Below are 19,283 nucleotides of genomic sequence, written 5' to 3' on the forward strand. Positions count from 1 at the left end.
TATATAATGCAAAGATATAAAAGTAGGTGTAGTATCGGTTGTAATTGGATATATTTTTTAGTATTCTACATTCTAAATTTTCATTCTTCGGGTTTCGTTTAAATACCATTTAAACAGTATTTAAGCAGAATTTGAACTGTGAAGTGTCGTAATTTGGATTAAGAAAAAACAAATACCGCTACTGAAAACTTCAGTACAAGCATAAAAGAAATTGCTTTCTTCAGGAAAAAAACTATAAACCGCACTGATATTTTTATAAATCACACTGTGATTTATAAAAACAACAATTGTATTTATAGATTTCGTCAGGATTAAAATAACTTTTCAACATGGTAAAGATAGATTTTTTGTTCACTGGCTAACTGAACCGGCGGTCAACTAAGTTAAAGTCTGCTAGACTAAACTTAAATTACATAAATATTGTATGTTTGGCGAAAAAATATTTCCTTTGTGGAAATATAAACATAAATTATGGAAATAAGGAAAATAACAGTGTCCGATGCAGAATTGCGTAAGGGTGCAGAGGAAGGAATGGATGCTTTCCTCAAAGTTTTTACAGATAAATATATTGAAGTTACCGGAGGTGAGATTAACGCTGAAACTATGCCGTTGCTTAATGGTTTCCAGCATTCTTTGTTGGGATATCATATCTTTCGTGAGGAAGTTCTTGAGGGAGGTTTCGTACAGCTGATTCAGAATGGTTATGGTCCGTATATATTCGAAAATCCTTTTGCCAAGGCTATGCGTATGTTTGGAGCCAAGGATTTAGCCAAATTGATATACGATGCCAAAGCCATTTACGATGCAAACAAGGCTGATTTGCAGAAAGAGCGTACTGATGATGAGTTTATGGCTATGTATGAACAGTATGAGGTCTTCGACGATTTGGAAGAACAGTTCATGGATATGGAAGAGATGGTGACTACAACAATTGCAGAGTATGTGGACAATCATTTGGAAGATTTTGCAGATATAGAATAATTTTTTTGTTTTTCATGCAGTATTTACATTTTTAGTGCATTTACTGTATAGTTTATTAATTTTAAAAAGAAAATAGATATTTATGAAGAAAACAAAGTTCGCGGTTTTGCTTACCGCATTTATGGCAGTGTTGGGATTGAGTTCTTGTTTGGGTGAGCCGGATCCTTTTTATACCGGTACTGAGATAATGAAGGTTAATAACTTTATGGGTTTTTATAGTTTTAAGAGTTCGGTTGGATATACTGTGGAACCAACGAATTCTAATGTGATTACTTCTACTTTAGATGCAAATTATGCATATGTTACTTATAAGTATGATACAAGAACTTTAGACCCTAGTTCTGATAAAATAGATGCTGAGATACAGTATTTGTTACCAATTAATGAATTGGAGTACAATTATAATAATTTTGAGGATAATGCGGCAATGCATACTGTTTCAAGTTCTTATAAATTTTTTGATAAAACAAACATTTTTATAGATTTGACATATTTTTATGAGAGAACAAGTGATGATGAATTAACGGAAGAATTGGCTAAACATTCATTCTATTTGAGGAGAGCTACAGCCGAGGAAGATGAAGATGTAGCAGACGATGTTATTGTTTTATATCTGACTCATAATGTGACAGACGTTGATAATAATGAAAATAGAAAGAGCATCGGTACAGAAACTCGTCATTTTGATTTGAATTATGTATTGCAAGGAAGTAAACCTGAAAAAATAATTATCAAATTCAAACAAAACACAAGTTCTATAAATGTTGATGATAATGTACGTGATAGTAAGATAGAAATTGAGTATAAAGAAATTGTTGATACATATTTCCCAGAAAGCGGATCAAATATTTAACTTTTTCCTATATTTTCTCGTAACTGGTTGTTGGCGGGCAGTAAACGCGGTGTTTACTGCCCGTTTCTATTTTTTTATCATTATTGATAACTTTATCATTGATTTTTTATACATTTGCGGTTCGAATTGATTTCTAAAATGCCGGATTTCCGACATCGGGTATTAGTCAAGATTTTCATAAACTTAAAACTTTTAAAATTAGGAAAATTGAATTACAAGGATTTGTTATCAAGGACATTGTTTATACTTTCATCGCCTGCAAAGGCTTGGGAGCAATTAGCATCAGAAAATGATGCAAAATCAGTTTTGCCGGCTTTTGTTTATCCTCTGATAGGATTATGCGGAGTCTGCGAATTTATTGGAACATTTTTTGGAAAAGAGTTTATACCTGACGTGTTTCAATTGGCACTGACACATTGCTGTGCAGTGGCAGTCGCATTGTTCGGAGGCTTTTTCCTGTCGGTATATCTGATAGAAAAGATGTTGCAGAAATGGTTCGCAACAACATTGTCCAAAGACATGATAACCGTATTTGTGGCATATTCCATGACTGTTAAGTTTGTACTGGATATGCTTAGCAGTCTGCTTTCGTTGAAACTTCTGCTTGTGATACTTCAGATATATACGCTTTTTGTGGTATTTGAGGGTACCAGGAGATTTCTTAAGATTAGGGAGGATAAAGTAACACTTTTTACGCTGGTTGCAACAATAATAATCCTGTTGTGTCCTTCGATTATCGAGTTGGTGTTTAATAAACTGTCTGTCACTCTTCGTTGATTAAGTGGGTGTAGATGGATAAAGAAAGAGTAGATATGAAAAATCAGACAAACAATAATATAAATATAAAGAATAAGCGTGCGTCGTTTGATTACGAATTTATAGATACGTACACTGCCGGAATTGTGCTCACCGGGACAGAAATAAAGTCCATCAGACAGGGAAAGGCGAGTCTTGTGGATACTTTCTGTTTCTTCTCGAAAGGGGAATTATGGGTGAAGAATATGCACATAGCCGAATATTTCTATGGCTCGTATAACAATCATCTGGCGCGACGCGACCGTAAACTTTTGCTCAACAAGAAAGAACTTCGTAAGTTGCAGCGTGGAATACAGGAAACTGGATTTACCATTGTTCCTACACGTATGTTTATAAATGAACGCGGACTTGCAAAGGTGGTTATAGCACTTGCAAAAGGTAAGAAACAATACGACAAGCGCGAAACGCTTAAAGAGAAAGACGACAAGAGAATGATGGACCGTATGTTTAAGAGATAAACATAATATATGCTTACAAAATCAATACAACAATTATTAAGCGAGCGTATTCTGGTTCTGGACGGAGCTATGGGTACGATGATACAACGATATGGACTGGCAGAGGATGATTTCCGTGGAGAGCGTTTCAAGGAACTTCCGGGACAGCAGAAAGGAAATAATGATTTGCTTTGTCTTACACGCCCTGATGTGATAGAGGAAATACACAGAAAATATCTTCAGGCAGGGGCGGACATAATTGAAACTAACAGTTTTAATGCTACTCCGGTGTCGATGGCGGACTATCATGCCGAACATCTTTGCCGTGAGATAAATCTTGCGGCTGCACGTCTGGCAAGAAAGGTGGCAGACGAGTTTACTGCCATGGATCCTGACAAACCTAGGTTTGTGGCAGGTTCGGTGGGACCTACAAACAAAACTTGTTCAATGAGTCCGGATGTGAATAATCCTGCATATCGTGCACTTACATTCGATGAACTTTGTTTTGCATATTGCATCCAGATGGAGGCATTGATTGAGGGTGGAGTAGATGCGATTCTCATAGAAACTATTTTTGATACTCTGAATGCCAAGGCAGCTATAATGGCTGCTGAGAAATCTATGCAGAAGACTGGCAGAAAAGTACCTTTGATGCTTTCTGTTACAGTATCCGATATTGCCGGAAGAACTTTGTCCGGACAGACTCTCGATGCTTTTCTTGCTTCTGTACAACATGCAGACATATTGTCTGTGGGACTTAACTGCTCGTTCGGAGCGAGACAGCTGAAACCTTTCCTTGAAGCTTTGGCTGCCCGCGCGCCGTATTATATAAGCGCGTATCCTAATGCCGGCTTGCCGAACAGTCTGGGACAGTATGACCAGACTCCGGAACAGATGGCAGAGGAGGTTAAGGAGTATATCAATGAAGGACTGGTAAACATTATCGGTGGCTGCTGTGGTACTACAGAGGAATATATAGCCAAATATCAGGAGCTGATAAAGGATGCCGTTCCACATAAACCTGTGTCAAAATCTCAGTATATGTGGCTTTCAGGTCTTGAACTTTTGGAGCTTACACCGGAAGTGAGATTTGTCAATGTAGGAGAAAGATGTAATGTTGCCGGTTCAAGGAAATTCCTCCGTCTGATAAACGAAAAGAGATACGATGAGGCTCTTTCCATCGCACGAAAGCAGGTGGAAGACGGAGCTCTTGTGATAGATGTCAATATGGACGACGGTCTGCTTGACGCGGTTTCAGAGATGACCACTTTCCTTAATCTCATGGCTTCGGAGCCGGAAATAGCGCGTGTGCCTGTGATGATCGACTCGTCTAAATGGGACGTTATTCTCGCCGGATTGAAATGTGTGCAGGGAAAGTGTGTTGTAAACTCTATCTCCCTAAAGGAAGGTGAAGAGGTGTTTATAGAACATGCACGTACTGTAAAGGCATTCGGTGCTGCCGTTATAGTTATGGCATTCGACGAGCAGGGGCAGGCAGATACATACGAACGCAAGATTTCAGTGTGCGAACGTGCATACCGTATTCTGACAGGAGTTGTAGGTTTCAATCCACACGATATAATATTCGACCCTAACGTGTTGGCTGTGGCAACAGGAATTGAGGAGCATAACAACTATGCCGTTGACTTTATCCGTGCTACAGGCTGGATAAAGAAAAATCTTCCGGGAGCACACATCAGTGGTGGTGTCAGCAATCTCTCTTTCTCGTTCCGTGGAAATAACTATATCCGTGAGGCGATGCATGCTGTGTTCCTTTATCATGCAATCCAGCAGGGAATGGATATGGGCATTGTAAATCCAGGGACATCTGTTTTATATACAGACATTCCGGCAGATGTGCTTGAAAGGATAGAGGATGTGGTGCTTAATCGTCGTCCGGATGCAGCGGAAAGGCTGATTGAGACTGCAGAAAGATTGAAGGCAGAAAAGGAAGGGCAGACCGGTGAACAGGCTTCTTCGTCTAAGATTGTATGGCGTGAAGGAACTACTGTTGAAGAAAGATTGAAATATGCTTTGGTTAAAGGAGTGAGCGACTTCCTTGAAGAGGATCTTAACGAAGCTCTTGATAAGTATCCCAACGCTGTAAGTATAATAGAAGGTCCGTTGATGGATGGAATGAACCATGTGGGTGAGCTGTTCGGTTCGGGAAAAATGTTCCTTCCGCAGGTGGTCAAGACTGCCCGTACGATGAAGAAGGCTGTGGCTGTACTTCAACCATATATTGAAGCGGAAAAGAAGGATGGTGCCACAAGTGCCGGAAAAGTTCTTCTTGCCACAGTGAAAGGTGATGTGCATGATATAGGTAAGAACATTGTAGGTGTGGTAATGGCATGTAATAATTTTGAGATTATAGACCTTGGGGTTATGGTGCCTGCCGATAAGATAATAGAGACAGCCATACGTGAGAAAGTTGATATAGTAGGATTGAGCGGATTGATTACTCCTTCGCTTGATGAGATGGTACATACAGTTTCGGAGATGGAGCGTGCCGGACTTGATATACCTGTTATAGTGGGTGGAGCTACAACTTCCAAACTGCATACGGCCTTGAAGATTGTACCTGCATATCATGCTCCGGTAGTTCATCTGAAGGATGCGTCTCTAAATGCTCCTGTAGCGGCAAAACTGCTAAATCCGGAACAGAAAGATATATTCGTTAAAGAACTGTATGATGAATATAAAGTTCTGACTGAAGCCCATCAGGAAAAGAAGGTGAATGTGGTATCTCTGGATGAGGCTCGCGAGAACAGACTTAAACTTTGGGATTGATAATAAACATTAAAGGCGGTTTTTTGAAGACCGCCTTTAATATTATATCGAATTTATAAATTCATTCGCTTTCTCAAGTGTTTCCGGTTTACCTATATCTATCAGTTTAATTTCCGGTTTTATGCATGCTCCGAATTTAGCTTCATGGCATGTTCCGAGATAGAAATCCATTATAGGGAATTTTCCGCTCCATTTATCACCCATGTATTTCATCATTGATGGTGAAACCACATGTATTCCGCTGAAAGCATATTCTGAATATTCAGAAGAGTCATAAACGAAGCCTTCCGGTTTCGTCTCACCGCTATTTTTGTTTATCCAGCCGCAGAGTCTGTCTTCCTTATTGAATATAAGATAGCGTGATGTCTTTCTTTCGCTTACCATAAGTGTGGCATCATTGCCGGACTGGAGATGGAAACTGTAAAATTCTTTCAGATTTACATCTGACAGGATGTCAACATTATGAATCAGCACAGGTTCGTCGGTAGGGAAGAGTTCAAGGGCATGTCTGATTCCTCCGCCTGTATCAAGTAGCATATCCCTTTCATCGCTTATGCGGATATTTATTCCGAAGTTGTTGTTGGCATTGAGGAAATCTATAATCTGTTCTCCGAAATGATGTATGTTTATGATAATGTCGTCAAATCCGGATGATTTCAGCTTCATGATGACATGCTCCAGCATCGGTTTTCCCGCTACCGGTACGAGTGCTTTCGGCATAGTGTCTGTAAGCGGTTTGAGTCTGGTTCCCAAACCGGCCGCGAATATCATTGCTTTCATACTTCTGTATTATTTGCTTCGAATATTTGTTCTATGTTCTGTTCGCGGTGAAGAAGCTCTACTCTCACGCCGAACTTGTTGTGGATATGTTCAGCCGTATGTTGTGCCGAATATACGGAACGGTGCTGTCCGCCTGTACAGCCGAAGCATATCATCAGGCTGGTAAATCCTCTTTCGAGATAGCGTTTTACGTGAGCGTCTGTAAGTGCATATACGTGAGTAAGGAATTCTGTTATCTCACCGTCATTTTCCAGGAAATCTATAACTGGTTTGTCAAGTCCTGTCAGAGGTTTGTATTCGTCATATCTTCCCGGATTGTGTACATACCGGCAGTCGAAAACGTATCCTCCGCCATTGTCGGATGTATCTTCAGGAATACCTTTACGGTAGGAGAAACTCATCACTTTTACTGTAAGCTGTTTGTCTGTATTCATCGTTTTAATGTTGTTATATCGTTTATATCCATTTCTGAAAGTTGCATGAGTAGTTTGCTCAGGTAAGGATACTCGTTTGAATGGTCCTTGAATAGTGCATGAAGATTATTCAGGGCATATGGGATGCTTTCTATGAAGTGCGTCTTGCGTTCGAACAGTCCGCGAAATCCGTATGCGCCAAGTACCTGCATGGTGCGGAAAACCACGAAATGGTGTAATGTTTTTTTGAATTCCTCAGAGTTGATTTCTGTGAATTTATTCGCTTCCGAAATGTATGTTTCAATCATTTCTTCTCTGATTTCGCTGTTGAAATTAGCCTTTGCCTGCCATAGGAATGAAGCTACGTCGTAATATATAGGACCTTTGCGCCCTCCCTGGAAATCAATGAAGTAAGGCTTTTCATCTTTGATAATTACATTGCGGCTCTGGAAATCACGGTACATGAAAGTGTCGGACGAGGCACTGAGCAGGATGTCTGTCATTTCTTCGAAGTCGTCTTCCAGATTACTCTCATTGAAATTTATTCCTGTGGCTTTCAGAAAACAGTATTTGAAATAGTTCAGATCCCACATCACCGTGCGTCGGTTGAAATCCGACAATGGATAACACATCCCGAAATCCATGTTTTCGGCTCCTTTGAACTGTATTGACGGAAGAACTGTTATACTTTTTCGTATAAGTTCTTTTTCATGATTGCTGAATATGCCGGTGTTTCTGCCATTGGCTATGGCATTGAAAAGCAACATGTCGCCAAGGTCTTCCTGTATGTAGCAACTTTCATCATCTGATACGCCAAGGACTTCCGGAACAGGTATTCCTTTTTCGTGAAAGTGGCGTGCCATATATATGAAAGCACGGTTTTCTGCAATTGACTCACCACGCACGGCTATCAGATTGCGTATTCCTGTCATACGGAAATACTGACGGTTTGAACCGGAACCGGTCAGCTGCTCGATTTTATCGTGCTGCTGACCGGTAACTTGTTTGTATAATGTACTTATTGTTTCTGTATTCATGTCTGGAGTTGTATTCTTTGAATTCAAAAGTACAACTCTTTTTCGTTGAATGCAAGAAATATCTCTTATTTCACTTCTACAGTGAGTTTTTTCAGTTTGGACAAATCAGATGTACCACCATAGTAAATGGTGTATTTGCCTTCGAGGGTATTCATTGTGTTGTTCTGAGTGTCAAACCATTCGAAATCGTCGTCATCAAGAGTGAATTCTACATTCTGTGTTTCTCCCTTTCCGATGTTGACTCTCTTGAAAGCTCTCAGCGCGTGAGACGGACCTTCCTTGTCGCCGTTGTATTTCAGATATACTTGTACGACTTCATTTCCATCCATTTTTCCTGAGTTTTTCACAGGAACAGTCAGTTTTATCTCATCGTCATCATCAAGAGTATTGCTGCTTACGCTGGCGTTTCCATATTCGAAAGTTGTGTAGCTCAATCCATGTCCGAAGCAGAACAGAGGCTTTTCAGTCATATATCTGTATGTACGTCCTTTCATTGAGTAGTCTTCAAAATCAGGAATTTGTTCTACATTCTTGTAGAATGTTATAGGAAGTCTTCCAGCCGGATTATATTTACCTGTGATAACATCAGCCACGGCCTGTCCTCCTGCCTGTCCCGGATACCATGCCTGAATAATGGCATCACAATTCTGTGATTCCGGTACAAGTCCCATTGCGGAACCGGAGAAGTTTACATAAACGATTTTCTTTCCTGCCGCTTTCAGTTTCTTGATGAATTCTCTTTGTATCTCAGGTAATTCTATATCAGTTCTGTCGCCACCTTTGAAACCTGGAATCTTGACAGACATTTCCTCACCTTCCAGAGTAGGTGAAATACCTCCTGCGAAAATTACGATGTCAGCATCTTTTACCTTGTCTATGCTCTTCTGCAAATCTACAGGTACATAGTAACCCATATCGAAGTCGAGAGATGCGGCACGGTCGTTACTGTTGAAAATGTACTCAATGGCTATATTGTATTCCTGTCCAGCCTTTGCCTTGAGGGTATAAAGACTTTCATTGTTTTTGATAAATCTTCCTTCTCCCACTTTTTCACCATTAATGTATAGTCTGATCTGTGCGTGAGCTGTGAAACAGAAGTTCATGTCTGCGTCTTTTTCAGGTTTCAGCACACTTTCATATTTGGCTGAAAAATCCTGTATGTTTACTCCTGACGCAAAAGTCGTTCCACCTGTGGTGATGAAGTGGAAAGGTGTACTTACGTGTGTTACTGTAGCCGGTTCGCCTTTCATTTCGGTATTATTCCAATATGTAGCCTTGAAACCAGGTTTGCCGTCGTTGCTGCATTGGTTGAAAGTACTTGCAAGTGTGGTGGTTTCCGTGCGGTCGCATCCCTGTTCGTAAATCAGATTTCCTGCCGGGATAGTATTCTTGAGAGCTTCCAGAAGAGTAATCGTATGCGACGGATAGCCGTTGTAATTTGCCCATTGCATGATGGAGTCATTTGCATTAGGACCAACAAGTGCTATTTTCTCATTACCTTTCAGTGGGAGGATGTTGTTCTTGTTCTGTAAAAGTACCATCGTCTCTCTTGCCATTTTAAGTGCCAGTTCCTTATGCTCTTTTGAATCTACTACGGAATAAGGAATCTCACTCCATGGAGTCCTGTCGTCCATTTCTCCTAATTCGAATCTGGCTTTCAGAAGTCTTTTCAGTGACTTGTCTATACGTTCTTCCGTTATAAGTCCTGCTTTTACAGCTTCAGGAAGAGATGAGTAGTTAGGTCCGCACTCAAGGTCAGTTCCGTTTGAAACAGCATCAGCTATGGCATGATTCTTGTCCGGATGTGTTTCATGATTTCCTTTTGTCCAGAAGTCATTGATAGCCCAGCAGTCTGAAACTACAATACCGTCAAATCCCCATTCATCGCGCAGAATTTGTGTAAGAAGTCTGTTGCTTCCACAGCAAGGTTCGCCTTCGTAACGGTTATAGGCGCACATCACTTCTTTTACGTCAGCCTCCTGCACCAGTTCCTTGAAGGCAGGAAGATATGTTTCCCATAAGTCCCTCGTAGAGATATTCTCTGCGTTAAAACTATGTCTGTTCCATTCCGGACCTGAATGTACTGCATAATGTTTGGCGCAGGCATGCAGTTTGTCGTACTTGCTGTCGTCAGGTCCTTGCAGTCCTTTTACTACTGCTACACCCATTTTTGACGTAAGATATGGATCCTCGCCATATGTTTCCTGTCCTCTTCCCCAACGAGGGTCTCTGAATATGTTTACATTAGGAGTCCACATCGTAAGTCCCTGGTATCTTTTCAGCTTTCCTGATTTACTGAATTCTGTTGATTTGGCTCTGGCTTCATCCGATACAGATGTAAATACATCGTACAGAAGTTCATCATCGAACGATGCCGCCATACCTATAGCCTGCGGATAGACGGTTGCCAGTCCTGCTCTTGCCACTCCATGAAGTGCCTCGTTCCACCAGTCGTAAGCCTTGATGCCAAGTCTTTCAATTGCCGGCGATTCGTTTTGCATCAGCAGGGCTTTTTCTTCAAGGGTGAGTCTATTCAATAAGTCTTCGGCTCTTTCTTCAGGAGATAATGTTGTGTCTTGATAAGGGAATTTGTTTTCTTGTGCGCATGATGATACTAAGGCGCAGAAGATGCCTGTTCGTAATAAGATTTTAAAATTCATAACGGTTAATGTTTTTATGTTTTTTCATGGTAATTGTTGTGCATCGTGTCTTATGCAATAACAGACGCAAATTTAGTTTTATTGACCGATAATGTTTTTTTCATATGTAACATTTTCTTATATGTATGTTTCATTTTTCTGCCATTTTGGGCTGATTTATAATGAAAAAGGTTGTGTAACCGCTCTTATTGGTTACACAACCCTTTCACGTTTTTTTTCAGTATATTGTCCTTATTGGTTTATTTTTTCGGCAAGGAACTGTCCTGTGTATGAGGCTCCGCATTTGGCTACTTCTTCAGGTGTTCCTGTAATTACCAGATTTCCTCCTTTGTCTCCACCTTCAGGCCCGAGGTCGATAACATAGTCCGCACATTTAATCACGTCCATGTTGTGCTCGATAATCACTATGGTATGTCCTCTTGCTATGAGAGAGTCGAAGGCTTCGAGCAGTTTCTTTATGTCGTGGAAATGCAGACCTGTGGTAGGTTCGTCAAATACGAATATCGTAGGTTGCGATTTCTCCACACTTAGGAAATATGCCAGTTTTACTCTCTGGTTTTCTCCTCCTGACAGAGTTGATGATGATTGCCCTAGTTTGATGTATCCAAGTCCTACTTCCTGTAGCGGTTGCAGTTTCTTTACAATCTTCTTTTGGTTATGTTCAGTAAAGAATTCTATGGCCTGGTTTACTGTCATTTCCAGAATGTCGTAAATATTTTTTCCTTCGAATTTCACTTCAAGCACATCGCTCTTGAAGCGCTTTCCATGACAGGACTCACATTCCAGAACAAGATCTGCCATAAACTGCATTTCTACAGTTACTGTACCTTCACCTTTACATTCTTCACATCTTCCGCCTTCAGTGTTGAAAGAAAAATAACCTGCCGTATATCCCATCTGCTTTGACAATGGCTGTTCTGCAAACAACTTTCTGATTTCGTCGTATGCCTTGACGTATGTCACAGGGTTACTGCGTGACGATTTTCCGATTGGATTCTGATCGACAAACTCAATATCGTTTATCATCTTTATATCTCCTTCCAGAGAAACGAATTCACCCGGACGTTCGCTTGCTTCGCTGTATTCTCTTTTCAGTGCTTTATAGAACACGTCGCGTACCAGTGTACTTTTTCCGGATCCGCTAACGCCGGTAACCACTGTCATTATATTGAGCGGGAATTTGACGTCGATTCCTTTCAGATTGTTTTCCCTTGCTCCCTTAATCTCTATATAGTTGTTCCATGAACGGTGGCTCAATGGGAGAGGGATAGTTTCTTCGCCCAGCAGATATTTCACCGTATAGCTGTTGCTTCCTTTCTGCAAGTCTTTCATGTCGCCCTGATATACCACCTCACCACCGAGACGTCCGGCTTTTGGACCGATGTCGATGATATAGTCGGCCGCACGTATAATCTCCTCATCATGTTCCACCACTACTACAGTGTTACCCAATTGCTGAAGTTGTCTGAGCACTTTGATAAGTTTGTCTGTGTCGCGGCTGTGCAGACCGATACTCGGTTCGTCAAGGATATAAAGCGAACCAACCAGACTGCTACCCAATGATGTGGCAAGGTTTATACGCTGGCTTTCACCACCTGACAAGGTATTGCTCAAACGATTCAGTGTGAGGTATCCCAGTCCCACATCCATAAGGAAATTAAGTCGGCTGTTTATTTCATTCAACAGTCTTTGTGCAACCAGTGTGTCATGTTCGTTAAGTTGTAGTGTACGGAAGAATTCTTTCAGCTCCGATACCGGCATGTCAACAAGCTGGCATATATTTTTCCCGCCTACTTTTACGTATGTGGCTTCCTTTTTCAGTCTTCCGCCTTTGCAAGTAGGACATGTTGTTTTGCCCCTGTAGCGTGCCAGCATCACCCTGTATTGTATCTTGTACTGATTTTCTTCCAGCATTTTGAAGAATGTATCTATACATACTTTATCGCGCGGGCCATGCCACAGATAGTCCTTCTGTTCTTCGGTTAGTTCGTAGTATGGCGTAAATATCGGGAAATTGTGTTTAGGTGCTTCTCTTAGGAATTCCTGAAGCCATTCGCCCATTTTTTCACCTCGCCAGCACATTACGGCACCGTCGTAAACACTCAATGCCCTGTTTGGAATGACAAGATGTTCGTCTATACCGATTATTTTTCCGAAACCTTCACACGTTGGGCATGCGCCGATAGGGGAGTTGAACGAAAACATCTGGTCCGTAGGCTCCTCGAACTTTATACCGTCAGCTTCGAATTTTGTACTGAAACAGTGAAGCCTGCTTTCGCCGTCGGGCATGTAGAAACGTAGCATACATGTGCCGTCGCCTTCATACATGGCTGTTTCTGCAGAGTCCGTCAGTCGGCTTATCGAATCCTTGTCGTCATTACAGCCCATACGGTCAATCAGAAGATATACTTTGTCGCTTTCGTCATATTTGTAATCTTCTATCCTTACTATTTCGCCGTCAACTTCCAGACGCGTAAAGCCTTGTTTCAGATCCATGTCCAACTGTTCCTGATGTGTGCGTCCGTCGCGCGGCAGGAGCAGAGTCAGTACTGTATATTTCGTTCCTTTGGGGTAGGAAAGCATACAGTTCACTATATCTTCAGGGCTGTCTTTTTTCACAAGCTCACCGCTTACAGGCGAGTATGTTTTTCCGATTCTGGCAAACAGCAGTCGCAGGTATTCGTATATTTCGGTAGATGTTCCTACTGTGGAGCGTGGGTTTCGGCTTATAACCTTCTGTTCGATGGCTATAGCAGGCGGAATACCTTTGATGAAGTCGCATTCCGGTTTTCCCATTCTTCCAAGGAACTGCCTTGCGTATGAAGAAAGGCTCTCTACATATCTTCTCTGGCCTTCTGCATACAGAGTATCGAAAGCCAGTGATGATTTTCCGGAGCCGGACAGACCTGTAATTACCACCAGTTTGTTGCGTGGTATATCAACGTCTATGTTTTTAAGGTTGTTTACTTTTGCACCTTTTATTGAAATGTATTTGCTGTCGGACATTCTGTTTCATTTTTGATATATGCAAAGATAGGACATTCAATCAGAATTTGAAAATTAATGTATGAAATTAGATTTTTTCGTCTATTTTCTTTAAGTTTGTCAGAGTGAAATATACCTAAAAGTAGGTATTTTCAACTTCATTTTTTATGTCTTATTTTGTAACCGAATTAGAATTATGAATAATGTTTTAGATATGTACAGACCAAAAATATACAAACCCACTGATAAGATGAGCGATTTGATATGCGAGAATTACAGTCTCCTTCAGGTCCTTAGCCGTTTTGGCATATCTTTAGGGTTTGGTGACAAGAATGTACGCGAAGTTTGCCAGATCAACAATGTAGATTGTAATACGTTCCTCACTGTTGTAAATTTCCTTGTGGAAGACGGCAACAGAGTGCACGACCACCTGGAAGGCATTTCAATACCTTCGCTAATGAATTATTTGAGAGAAGCGCACAGCTATTTTCTTGATTTCCAGCTTCCTTCTATCAGAAAGAAACTGATAGAGGCAATAGGAGACTCGAAAGAGAAAGATGTTACATTCCTTATATTACGTTTCTTCGATGCGTACGTTGACGAGGTAAAGAAACATATGGAACATGAAAACGAAAACGTGTTTACGTATGTAGAGAAACTTTTGCGCGGAGAACATTCGGAAGAATATAATATAAGTGTGTTTGCCAGCCATCATGAGCATATAGATACCAAACTGACAGAGCTCAAGAATATTATTATCAAATATTTCCCTGCAGGCGGAAACAACCGTCTGCTTAACGCGACATTATTCGATATTTTCAGTTGTGAAGAAGATCTGGCATCTCATAACAGGGTGGAAGACTTCTTGTTCGTACCGGCTATAAAAGAATTGGAAAAGGAGGCAAAATGAAATCGCATGATGTTATAAATGTTGCAGTGGCAGAGACGTCTATGATAGTCAGGAGCGGCTTAATATCAGTATTAAGGCATTTGCCCGACTTGAATATACAAACGCTGGAGATATCTTCCACTGAGGGACTTCATTTATGTATGGAATCTCACCGGCCGGACATACTCATTGTAAATCCGATGTTCGACGGATGGTTTAATGTAGAGGAACTGAAACAGCAGTATAACGTTCATGAAATGAAGTTCATTTCACTTATATGTACCGTTGTGGATTCTAACGTACTAAAAGGCTATGATGAAAGTATAAACCTTTTTGACAATATAGAGACTCTGTCGGCAAAAATATCCTTGATGATGAATGTCGAAGAAGACGACGGTGATACAGATTCATTGAGCCAGCGTGAAAAGGAGATACTGGGGTGCGTGGTGAAGGGTATGACGAACAAGGAAATAGCGGAAAAGCTATATATATCCGTACATACAGTCATTACTCACAGAAGGAATATAACACGCAAACTTCAGGTACATTCGGCTGCCGGACTTACAATTTATGCCATAGTAAACAAACTTGTAGATATAAGCGAGGTGAAAATGAAACTCTGAAAATACCTATTTTTAGGTATTGCCTGTTATGGCTGGATTGATTACCTTTGCAGTGTTAGTCATATAGAAATTACGTAAACCACAAAAGTAAAAAAGTTAGTTATTAGTTGGGCGCACCCTGCGAAGTGATTCGCGGGGTGCACGCATTTAATAGTCAAGTTTTACCTGAGGGTAGGACACAAACAACTGGTTGTTTGCAATTTTCTTGTCGTTACCCACATTCTCTTTTGTCTGTGTTATTGATGTGTGTGGCTGTTCATTCATATTTTCATTTCCAACAATCCAGATGATGTTCATTATTATGAAACCCAGGATTGAGGTTACAGTAGTAATTTTGCGCTCAATCTTCTTGCTTGAAATGTTCACTGTTCTTCTATTCATGTTTTTAATTCATTTATTTTGGGTTGTGTCTTTAATCGTTCCATGGAGCTGTTGTACTAAGTAAATGGCTGATAGACGATATTACTGCACCCAAAAGCAGATTTTTTTAGAAAAATCAGTTTACGTAAACTGTCTTGAAGTATTTTTGAAAGATATTCCTTGCATTTTCCAGCTGTTCAGGCGTGTTGTATTCCACTCCTTTGAGCTTATATTCCATGTTCATGGCTTCATACTTGTGTACTCCAAGCGTGTGGTATGGCAGTATCTCTACTCTTTCAATCTGTTTGTAATCTTTGAAATGTTCACCAAGGGCTTCCATGTCGTCGTTGAATGCGCTATAACCTTGAACCAATACGTATCTTAGCCAAAAAGGCTTTCCGTTCTCTTCAAGCCATGCCGCTGTTTTAAGTGTCTGTTCGTTGCTGCGCTCTGTCAGAGTTTTGTGTCTTGAAGGATTGAATTCCTTTACGTCAAGCAGAACCAGATCAGCCAGTGAAAGCATCTCTTTTACGTCATCGTTCCAGATACCTCCGTTTGTATCTACACAAATATGTATGCCTGCTTCTTTCAGCATTTTGAATAAAGGAACAAGAGCTTTAGCCTGGAAAGTAGGTTCACCTCCACTGAATGTTATACCTCCTTTTTTGCCGAAGAAAGGCTTTTGGCTCACTGCCATCTTCAGTATCTCTTCTGGACTTGTTTCCTTGCTTTCGCCTTTGGCATCTATTGTGTCAGGATTTGCACAATACAGGCATCGGAAATTACATCCTTGAAGAAAAACAACCAAACGGATGCCCGGTCCGTCGTAAGTTCCAAGTGATTCGTATGAATGTACTCTTATCATGATGAGATTTTTTATTATTTGTGTTGGTGAAAAAATAAACAGAGACCACCTTATTGACTGGCGGTCTCTGTTACTGTTATTTGTCATGTCTTCGCCAATCTTTCTTGTCTGAATGACGAGAAACAAGTATGTTTATTACATGCGTTCGTGGAAGCTGCGTGAGATAACTTCCAACTGATGCTCACGGCTCAGCTTAATGAAGTTCACTGCATATCCTGAAACACGGATTGTAAGCTGTGGATATTTCTCAGGATGTTCCATTGCGTCTTCCAGCATCTCACGGTTCAGAACGTTTACGTTCAGGTGGTGAGCACCTTTCACAAAGTAACCGTCCATCATTGTAACAAGGTTTTCGATACGGTTTTCCATATCAACACCAAGTGATTTAGGAACGATAGAGAAAGTGTTACTGATACCATCCTGTGAGTCACGGTAACGAAGTTTTGCTACAGAGCTCAATGAAGCTACAGCACCGTTCTTGTCACGTCCGTGCATTGGGTTTGCGCCCGGAGCGAAAGCGACACCTTTGGCACGACCGTCAGGAGTAGCACCTGTTTTCTTTCCGTACATCACGTTTGAAGTGATAGTAAGTATAGAAAGGGTAGGTTTTGCATTCTTATATACAGGAAGTTTCTTCAATTCCTCGTCGAAATAATAAATCAGGTCAACAGCCAAGTGGTCAACACGGTCGTCGTCGTTTCCGAAGCATGGGAATTCACCTTCGATTTCGAAACCTTCAGTCAGACCTATTTCATTACGTTTAGCCTTAACCTTTGCATATTTGATGGCAGAAAGTGAGTCAACAGCGATTGACATACCAGCCACACCGTATGCAAGATTTATCACGTGGTCAGTATCAACGAAAGCCATCTGAGCTTTTTCGTAATAATACTTGTCGTGCATATAGTGGATGATGTTCATAGCTTCGTTATATACACGAGCCATTTCCTTCAATACCTTCTTGTAGTTGGCAAGAACCTCTTCGAACTGAAGAACGTCACCGCTCAATACAGGAATGTCCTTAACAATCAGAGTACCTGTGTTCTCACATCTACCACCGTTGATTGCAAGAAGAAGAGCTTTTGCAAGGTTACAACGTGCACCGAAGAACTGGATGTGGCGGCCTATATCCTGATAAGATACGCAACATGCAATACCGTAGTCGTCAGAGTTACGTACTTCGCGCATCAGTTCGTCGTTTTCGTACTGGATAGATGATGTATCGATAGAAACCTGAGCGCAGAAGTTCTTGAATCCTTCCGGAAGTTCAGGGCTCCAAAGAACAGTCAAGTTTGGTTCTGGTGATGGACCGAGGTTGTAAAGAGTCTGCAAGAAACGGAACGAAGTCTTAGTAACCTTAGTACGTCCGTCGTTGAAGCGTCCGCCGATAGCTTCAGTTACCCATGTAGGGTCACCTGCGAAGATATCTGTGTAAGCCTGCATACGCAAGTGACGAACCATACGCAATTTGATTACGAATTGGTCAATCAATTCCTGTGCATGTATCTCGTCCAACAGACCGTGAGCCATATCATATTCAATATATATATCAAGGAATGATGAAACGTTACCAAGAGACATTGCAGCACCATCCTGTTCCTTAACGGCAGCAAGATATGCCATATATACCCACTGAACAGCTTCCTGAGCGTTAGTGGCCGGACGGCTGAGGTCAAGACCATATTGCTCGCCCATAACTTTGATTTCCTTCAGGGCCTTTATCTGTTCTGCCACTTCCTCACGCTGGCGGATGCGGGCATCTGTCATAGGACCTGTCAGATGGCGTAAATCATCCTGTTTTGATTCGATAAGACGGTCGATACCGTAAAGTGCAAGACGGCGGTAGTCACCGATTATACGTCCGCGTGCATAGTTGTCAGGCAAACCAGTAAGGAATCCCAGTGAGCGGAATGAACGTATTTCTTCAGTGTAAGCATCGAATACACCGTCGTTATGAGTCTTGCGATAGTGAGTGAAAATATCCTTAACCTTTGGATCTACTTCTACACCGTTTTCACGGCATGCTTTTTCTACAACCTTAATACCTCCGAAAGGCTTGATTGCGCGGCGCAGCAGTTCGTCTGTCTGCAAACCTACAATTACCTCGTTATCCTTATCTATATACCCTGGAGCGAATGATGTGATGGTAGAAACTGTCGAAGGGTCAAGCGAGCGTACTCCGTTGTTAGCGCGTTCTTCGGCCAAAGCTTCCAAACATTTGTTCCAAACTGCCTTTGTGCGTTCTGTCGGACCTGCCAGAAATGAAGCGTCACCCTCGTAAGGAGTGATGTTTGTCTTTACAAAATCTGTGACATTGATTTCATGGTTCCAACGACCTTCTTTGAAATTCATTACCATAGTGATTTATATTTTATATGTTTAAAAATGATTTTTAAGCACTGCAAAGGTACTAATAATTGTTATACTATACAATACCTACAATTAGGTATATTATTAATTTGTATTAATTACAAAATTATTTTGATTGAAATCAAGTTTATAACTATAATGTAGATTAACTCTTCAATGAAATCACAAAGCAAATAATGTATTTTATTAACTACTTTATAATCAAATGACTATTAAAAAGTAACAAAAAAAAGGGATAAAAATGTATGAAAATGTTTGGATATGTCGGAAAGTACACATATCTTTGCACCGCATTTAAGGAAATGCACTACTGAAAAAAAGGAAGTTTGGGTGAGTGGCTGAAACCACCAGTTTGCTAAACTGACGTACGGGTTACCGTACCGGGGGTTCGAATCCCCCAGCTTCCGCCAGTAGTAATGTAAGA

13 protein-coding genes, 1 tRNA gene and 1 pseudogene are annotated in these 19,283 nt (G+C 41.0%); 8 read left to right on the plus strand and 7 right to left on the minus strand.

Annotated features, from left to right (window positions below; all coding sequences use genetic code 11):
- Positions 1–471 precede the first annotated feature (471 nt).
- The 5 genes from NW213_RS04640 to metH all read left to right on the plus strand — a co-directional run bounded on the left by NW213_RS04640 (position 472) and on the right by metH (position 5,877).
- Positions 472–981 (plus strand): DMP19 family protein, encoded by a 510-nt coding sequence (locus NW213_RS04640; RefSeq protein WP_258321987.1) that lies wholly within the window; start codon positions 472–474, stop codon positions 979–981.
- A gap of 82 nt (positions 982–1,063) precedes the next feature.
- On the plus strand, positions 1,064–1,834 hold the full coding sequence (locus NW213_RS04645; RefSeq protein ID WP_258321988.1) for a hypothetical protein: 771 nt from the start codon (positions 1,064–1,066) through the stop codon (positions 1,832–1,834).
- Between the two features lie 207 nt (positions 1,835–2,041).
- Entirely contained in the window at positions 2,042–2,611 is a 570-nt protein-coding gene (locus tag NW213_RS04650) for a YIP1 family protein (protein WP_258321989.1), read from the plus strand.
- A 35-nt stretch (positions 2,612–2,646) separates the two neighbouring features.
- Positions 2,647–3,108, plus strand: a complete 462-nt coding sequence (gene smpB / locus NW213_RS04655) for an SsrA-binding protein SmpB (RefSeq protein ID WP_235328590.1) — start codon at positions 2,647–2,649, stop codon at positions 3,106–3,108.
- A 9-nt stretch (positions 3,109–3,117) separates the two neighbouring features.
- Positions 3,118–5,877, plus strand: a complete 2,760-nt coding sequence (gene metH, locus NW213_RS04660) for a methionine synthase (RefSeq protein ID WP_258321990.1) — start codon at positions 3,118–3,120, stop codon at positions 5,875–5,877.
- A 42-nt stretch (positions 5,878–5,919) separates the two neighbouring features.
- Here metH and NW213_RS04665 read toward each other — a convergent pair whose 3' ends face one another.
- From NW213_RS04665 to uvrA, 4 genes and pseudogenes are all read right to left on the minus strand, one after another.
- A complete protein-coding gene (locus NW213_RS04665; RefSeq protein ID WP_258321991.1) occupies positions 5,920–6,657 on the minus strand; it encodes a nucleotidyltransferase family protein in 738 nt (245 codons plus the stop codon).
- Positions 6,654–8,107, minus strand: a pseudogene (locus tag NW213_RS04670) (phosphotransferase). Before NW213_RS04670 ends, NW213_RS04665 begins: the two are co-directional and overlap by 4 nt.
- A gap of 65 nt (positions 8,108–8,172) precedes the next feature.
- Positions 8,173–10,767, minus strand: coding sequence for a xylan 1,4-beta-xylosidase (xyl3A, locus tag NW213_RS04675; protein WP_258321992.1), 2,595 nt, complete (start codon positions 10,765–10,767; stop codon positions 8,173–8,175).
- Positions 10,768–10,998: 231 nt separating this feature from the next.
- Positions 10,999–13,773, minus strand: coding sequence for an excinuclease ABC subunit UvrA (gene uvrA / locus NW213_RS04680; RefSeq protein WP_258321993.1), 2,775 nt, complete (start codon positions 13,771–13,773; stop codon positions 10,999–11,001).
- A 193-nt stretch (positions 13,774–13,966) separates the two neighbouring features.
- Here uvrA and NW213_RS04685 point away from each other — a divergent pair, with 193 nt between their 5' ends.
- The gene (locus NW213_RS04685; RefSeq protein WP_258322117.1) at positions 13,967–14,662 is read left to right on the plus strand and encodes a hemerythrin domain-containing protein; all 696 of its coding nucleotides are present in this window, start codon (positions 13,967–13,969) and stop codon (positions 14,660–14,662) included.
- Positions 14,659–15,264 carry a response regulator transcription factor gene (locus NW213_RS04690; protein WP_154042976.1) on the plus strand — a complete coding sequence of 202 codons (606 nt, stop codon included), beginning with the start codon at positions 14,659–14,661 and terminating at the stop codon, positions 15,262–15,264. Before NW213_RS04685 ends, NW213_RS04690 begins: the two co-directional genes overlap by 4 nt.
- 147 nt (positions 15,265–15,411) lie before the next feature.
- On the opposite strand, the gene NW213_RS04695 is transcribed toward NW213_RS04690, so the two are convergent.
- The 3 genes from NW213_RS04695 to pflB all read right to left on the minus strand — a co-directional run bounded on the left by NW213_RS04695 (position 15,412) and on the right by pflB (position 18,847).
- Complete coding sequence (locus NW213_RS04695) at positions 15,412–15,645, minus strand: hypothetical protein (RefSeq protein ID WP_154042975.1); 234 nt, start codon at positions 15,643–15,645, stop codon at positions 15,412–15,414.
- Positions 15,646–15,760: 115 nt separating this feature from the next.
- Positions 15,761–16,489, minus strand: a complete 729-nt coding sequence (pflA, locus tag NW213_RS04700; protein ID WP_204391036.1) for a pyruvate formate-lyase-activating protein — start codon at positions 16,487–16,489, stop codon at positions 15,761–15,763.
- 135 nt (positions 16,490–16,624) lie between these two features.
- Positions 16,625–18,847, minus strand: coding sequence for a formate C-acetyltransferase (gene pflB / locus NW213_RS04705; RefSeq protein ID WP_258321994.1), 2,223 nt, complete (start codon positions 18,845–18,847; stop codon positions 16,625–16,627).
- Between the two features lie 332 nt (positions 18,848–19,179).
- Here pflB and NW213_RS04710 point away from each other — a divergent pair.
- Positions 19,180–19,269: transfer RNA gene (locus tag NW213_RS04710), tRNA-Ser, on the plus strand.
- Positions 19,270–19,283 lie beyond the last annotated feature (14 nt).

It is taken from the genome of Bacteroides sp. ET336, assembly GCF_024733815.1.
Lineage (GTDB): Bacteria > Bacteroidota > Bacteroidia > Bacteroidales > Bacteroidaceae > Phocaeicola > Phocaeicola cellulolyticus.

Coding starts and splice junctions, on each gene's coding strand:
- NW213_RS04640 (WP_258321987.1), top strand. CDS start 472: ATGGAAATAAGGAAAATAACAGTGTCCGATGCAGAATTGCGTAAGGGT.
- NW213_RS04645 (WP_258321988.1), top strand. CDS start 1,064: ATGAAGAAAACAAAGTTCGCGGTTTTGCTTACCGCATTTATGGCAGTG.
- smpB (WP_235328590.1), top strand. CDS start 2,647: ATGAAAAATCAGACAAACAATAATATAAATATAAAGAATAAGCGTGCG.
- metH (WP_258321990.1), top strand. CDS start 3,118: ATGCTTACAAAATCAATACAACAATTATTAAGCGAGCGTATTCTGGTT.
- NW213_RS04665 (WP_258321991.1), bottom strand. CDS start 6,657: ATGAAAGCAATGATATTCGCGGCCGGTTTGGGAACCAGACTCAAACCG.
- xyl3A (WP_258321992.1), bottom strand. CDS start 10,767: ATGAATTTTAAAATCTTATTACGAACAGGCATCTTCTGCGCCTTAGTA.
- uvrA (WP_258321993.1), bottom strand. CDS start 13,773: ATGTCCGACAGCAAATACATTTCAATAAAAGGTGCAAAAGTAAACAAC.
- NW213_RS04685 (WP_258322117.1), top strand. CDS start 13,967: ATGTACAGACCAAAAATATACAAACCCACTGATAAGATGAGCGATTTG.
- NW213_RS04690 (WP_154042976.1), top strand. CDS start 14,659: ATGAAATCGCATGATGTTATAAATGTTGCAGTGGCAGAGACGTCTATG.
- NW213_RS04695 (WP_154042975.1), bottom strand. CDS start 15,645: ATGAATAGAAGAACAGTGAACATTTCAAGCAAGAAGATTGAGCGCAAA.
- pflA (WP_204391036.1), bottom strand. CDS start 16,489: ATGATAAGAGTACATTCATACGAATCACTTGGAACTTACGACGGACCG.
- pflB (WP_258321994.1), bottom strand. CDS start 18,847: ATGGTAATGAATTTCAAAGAAGGTCGTTGGAACCATGAAATCAATGTC.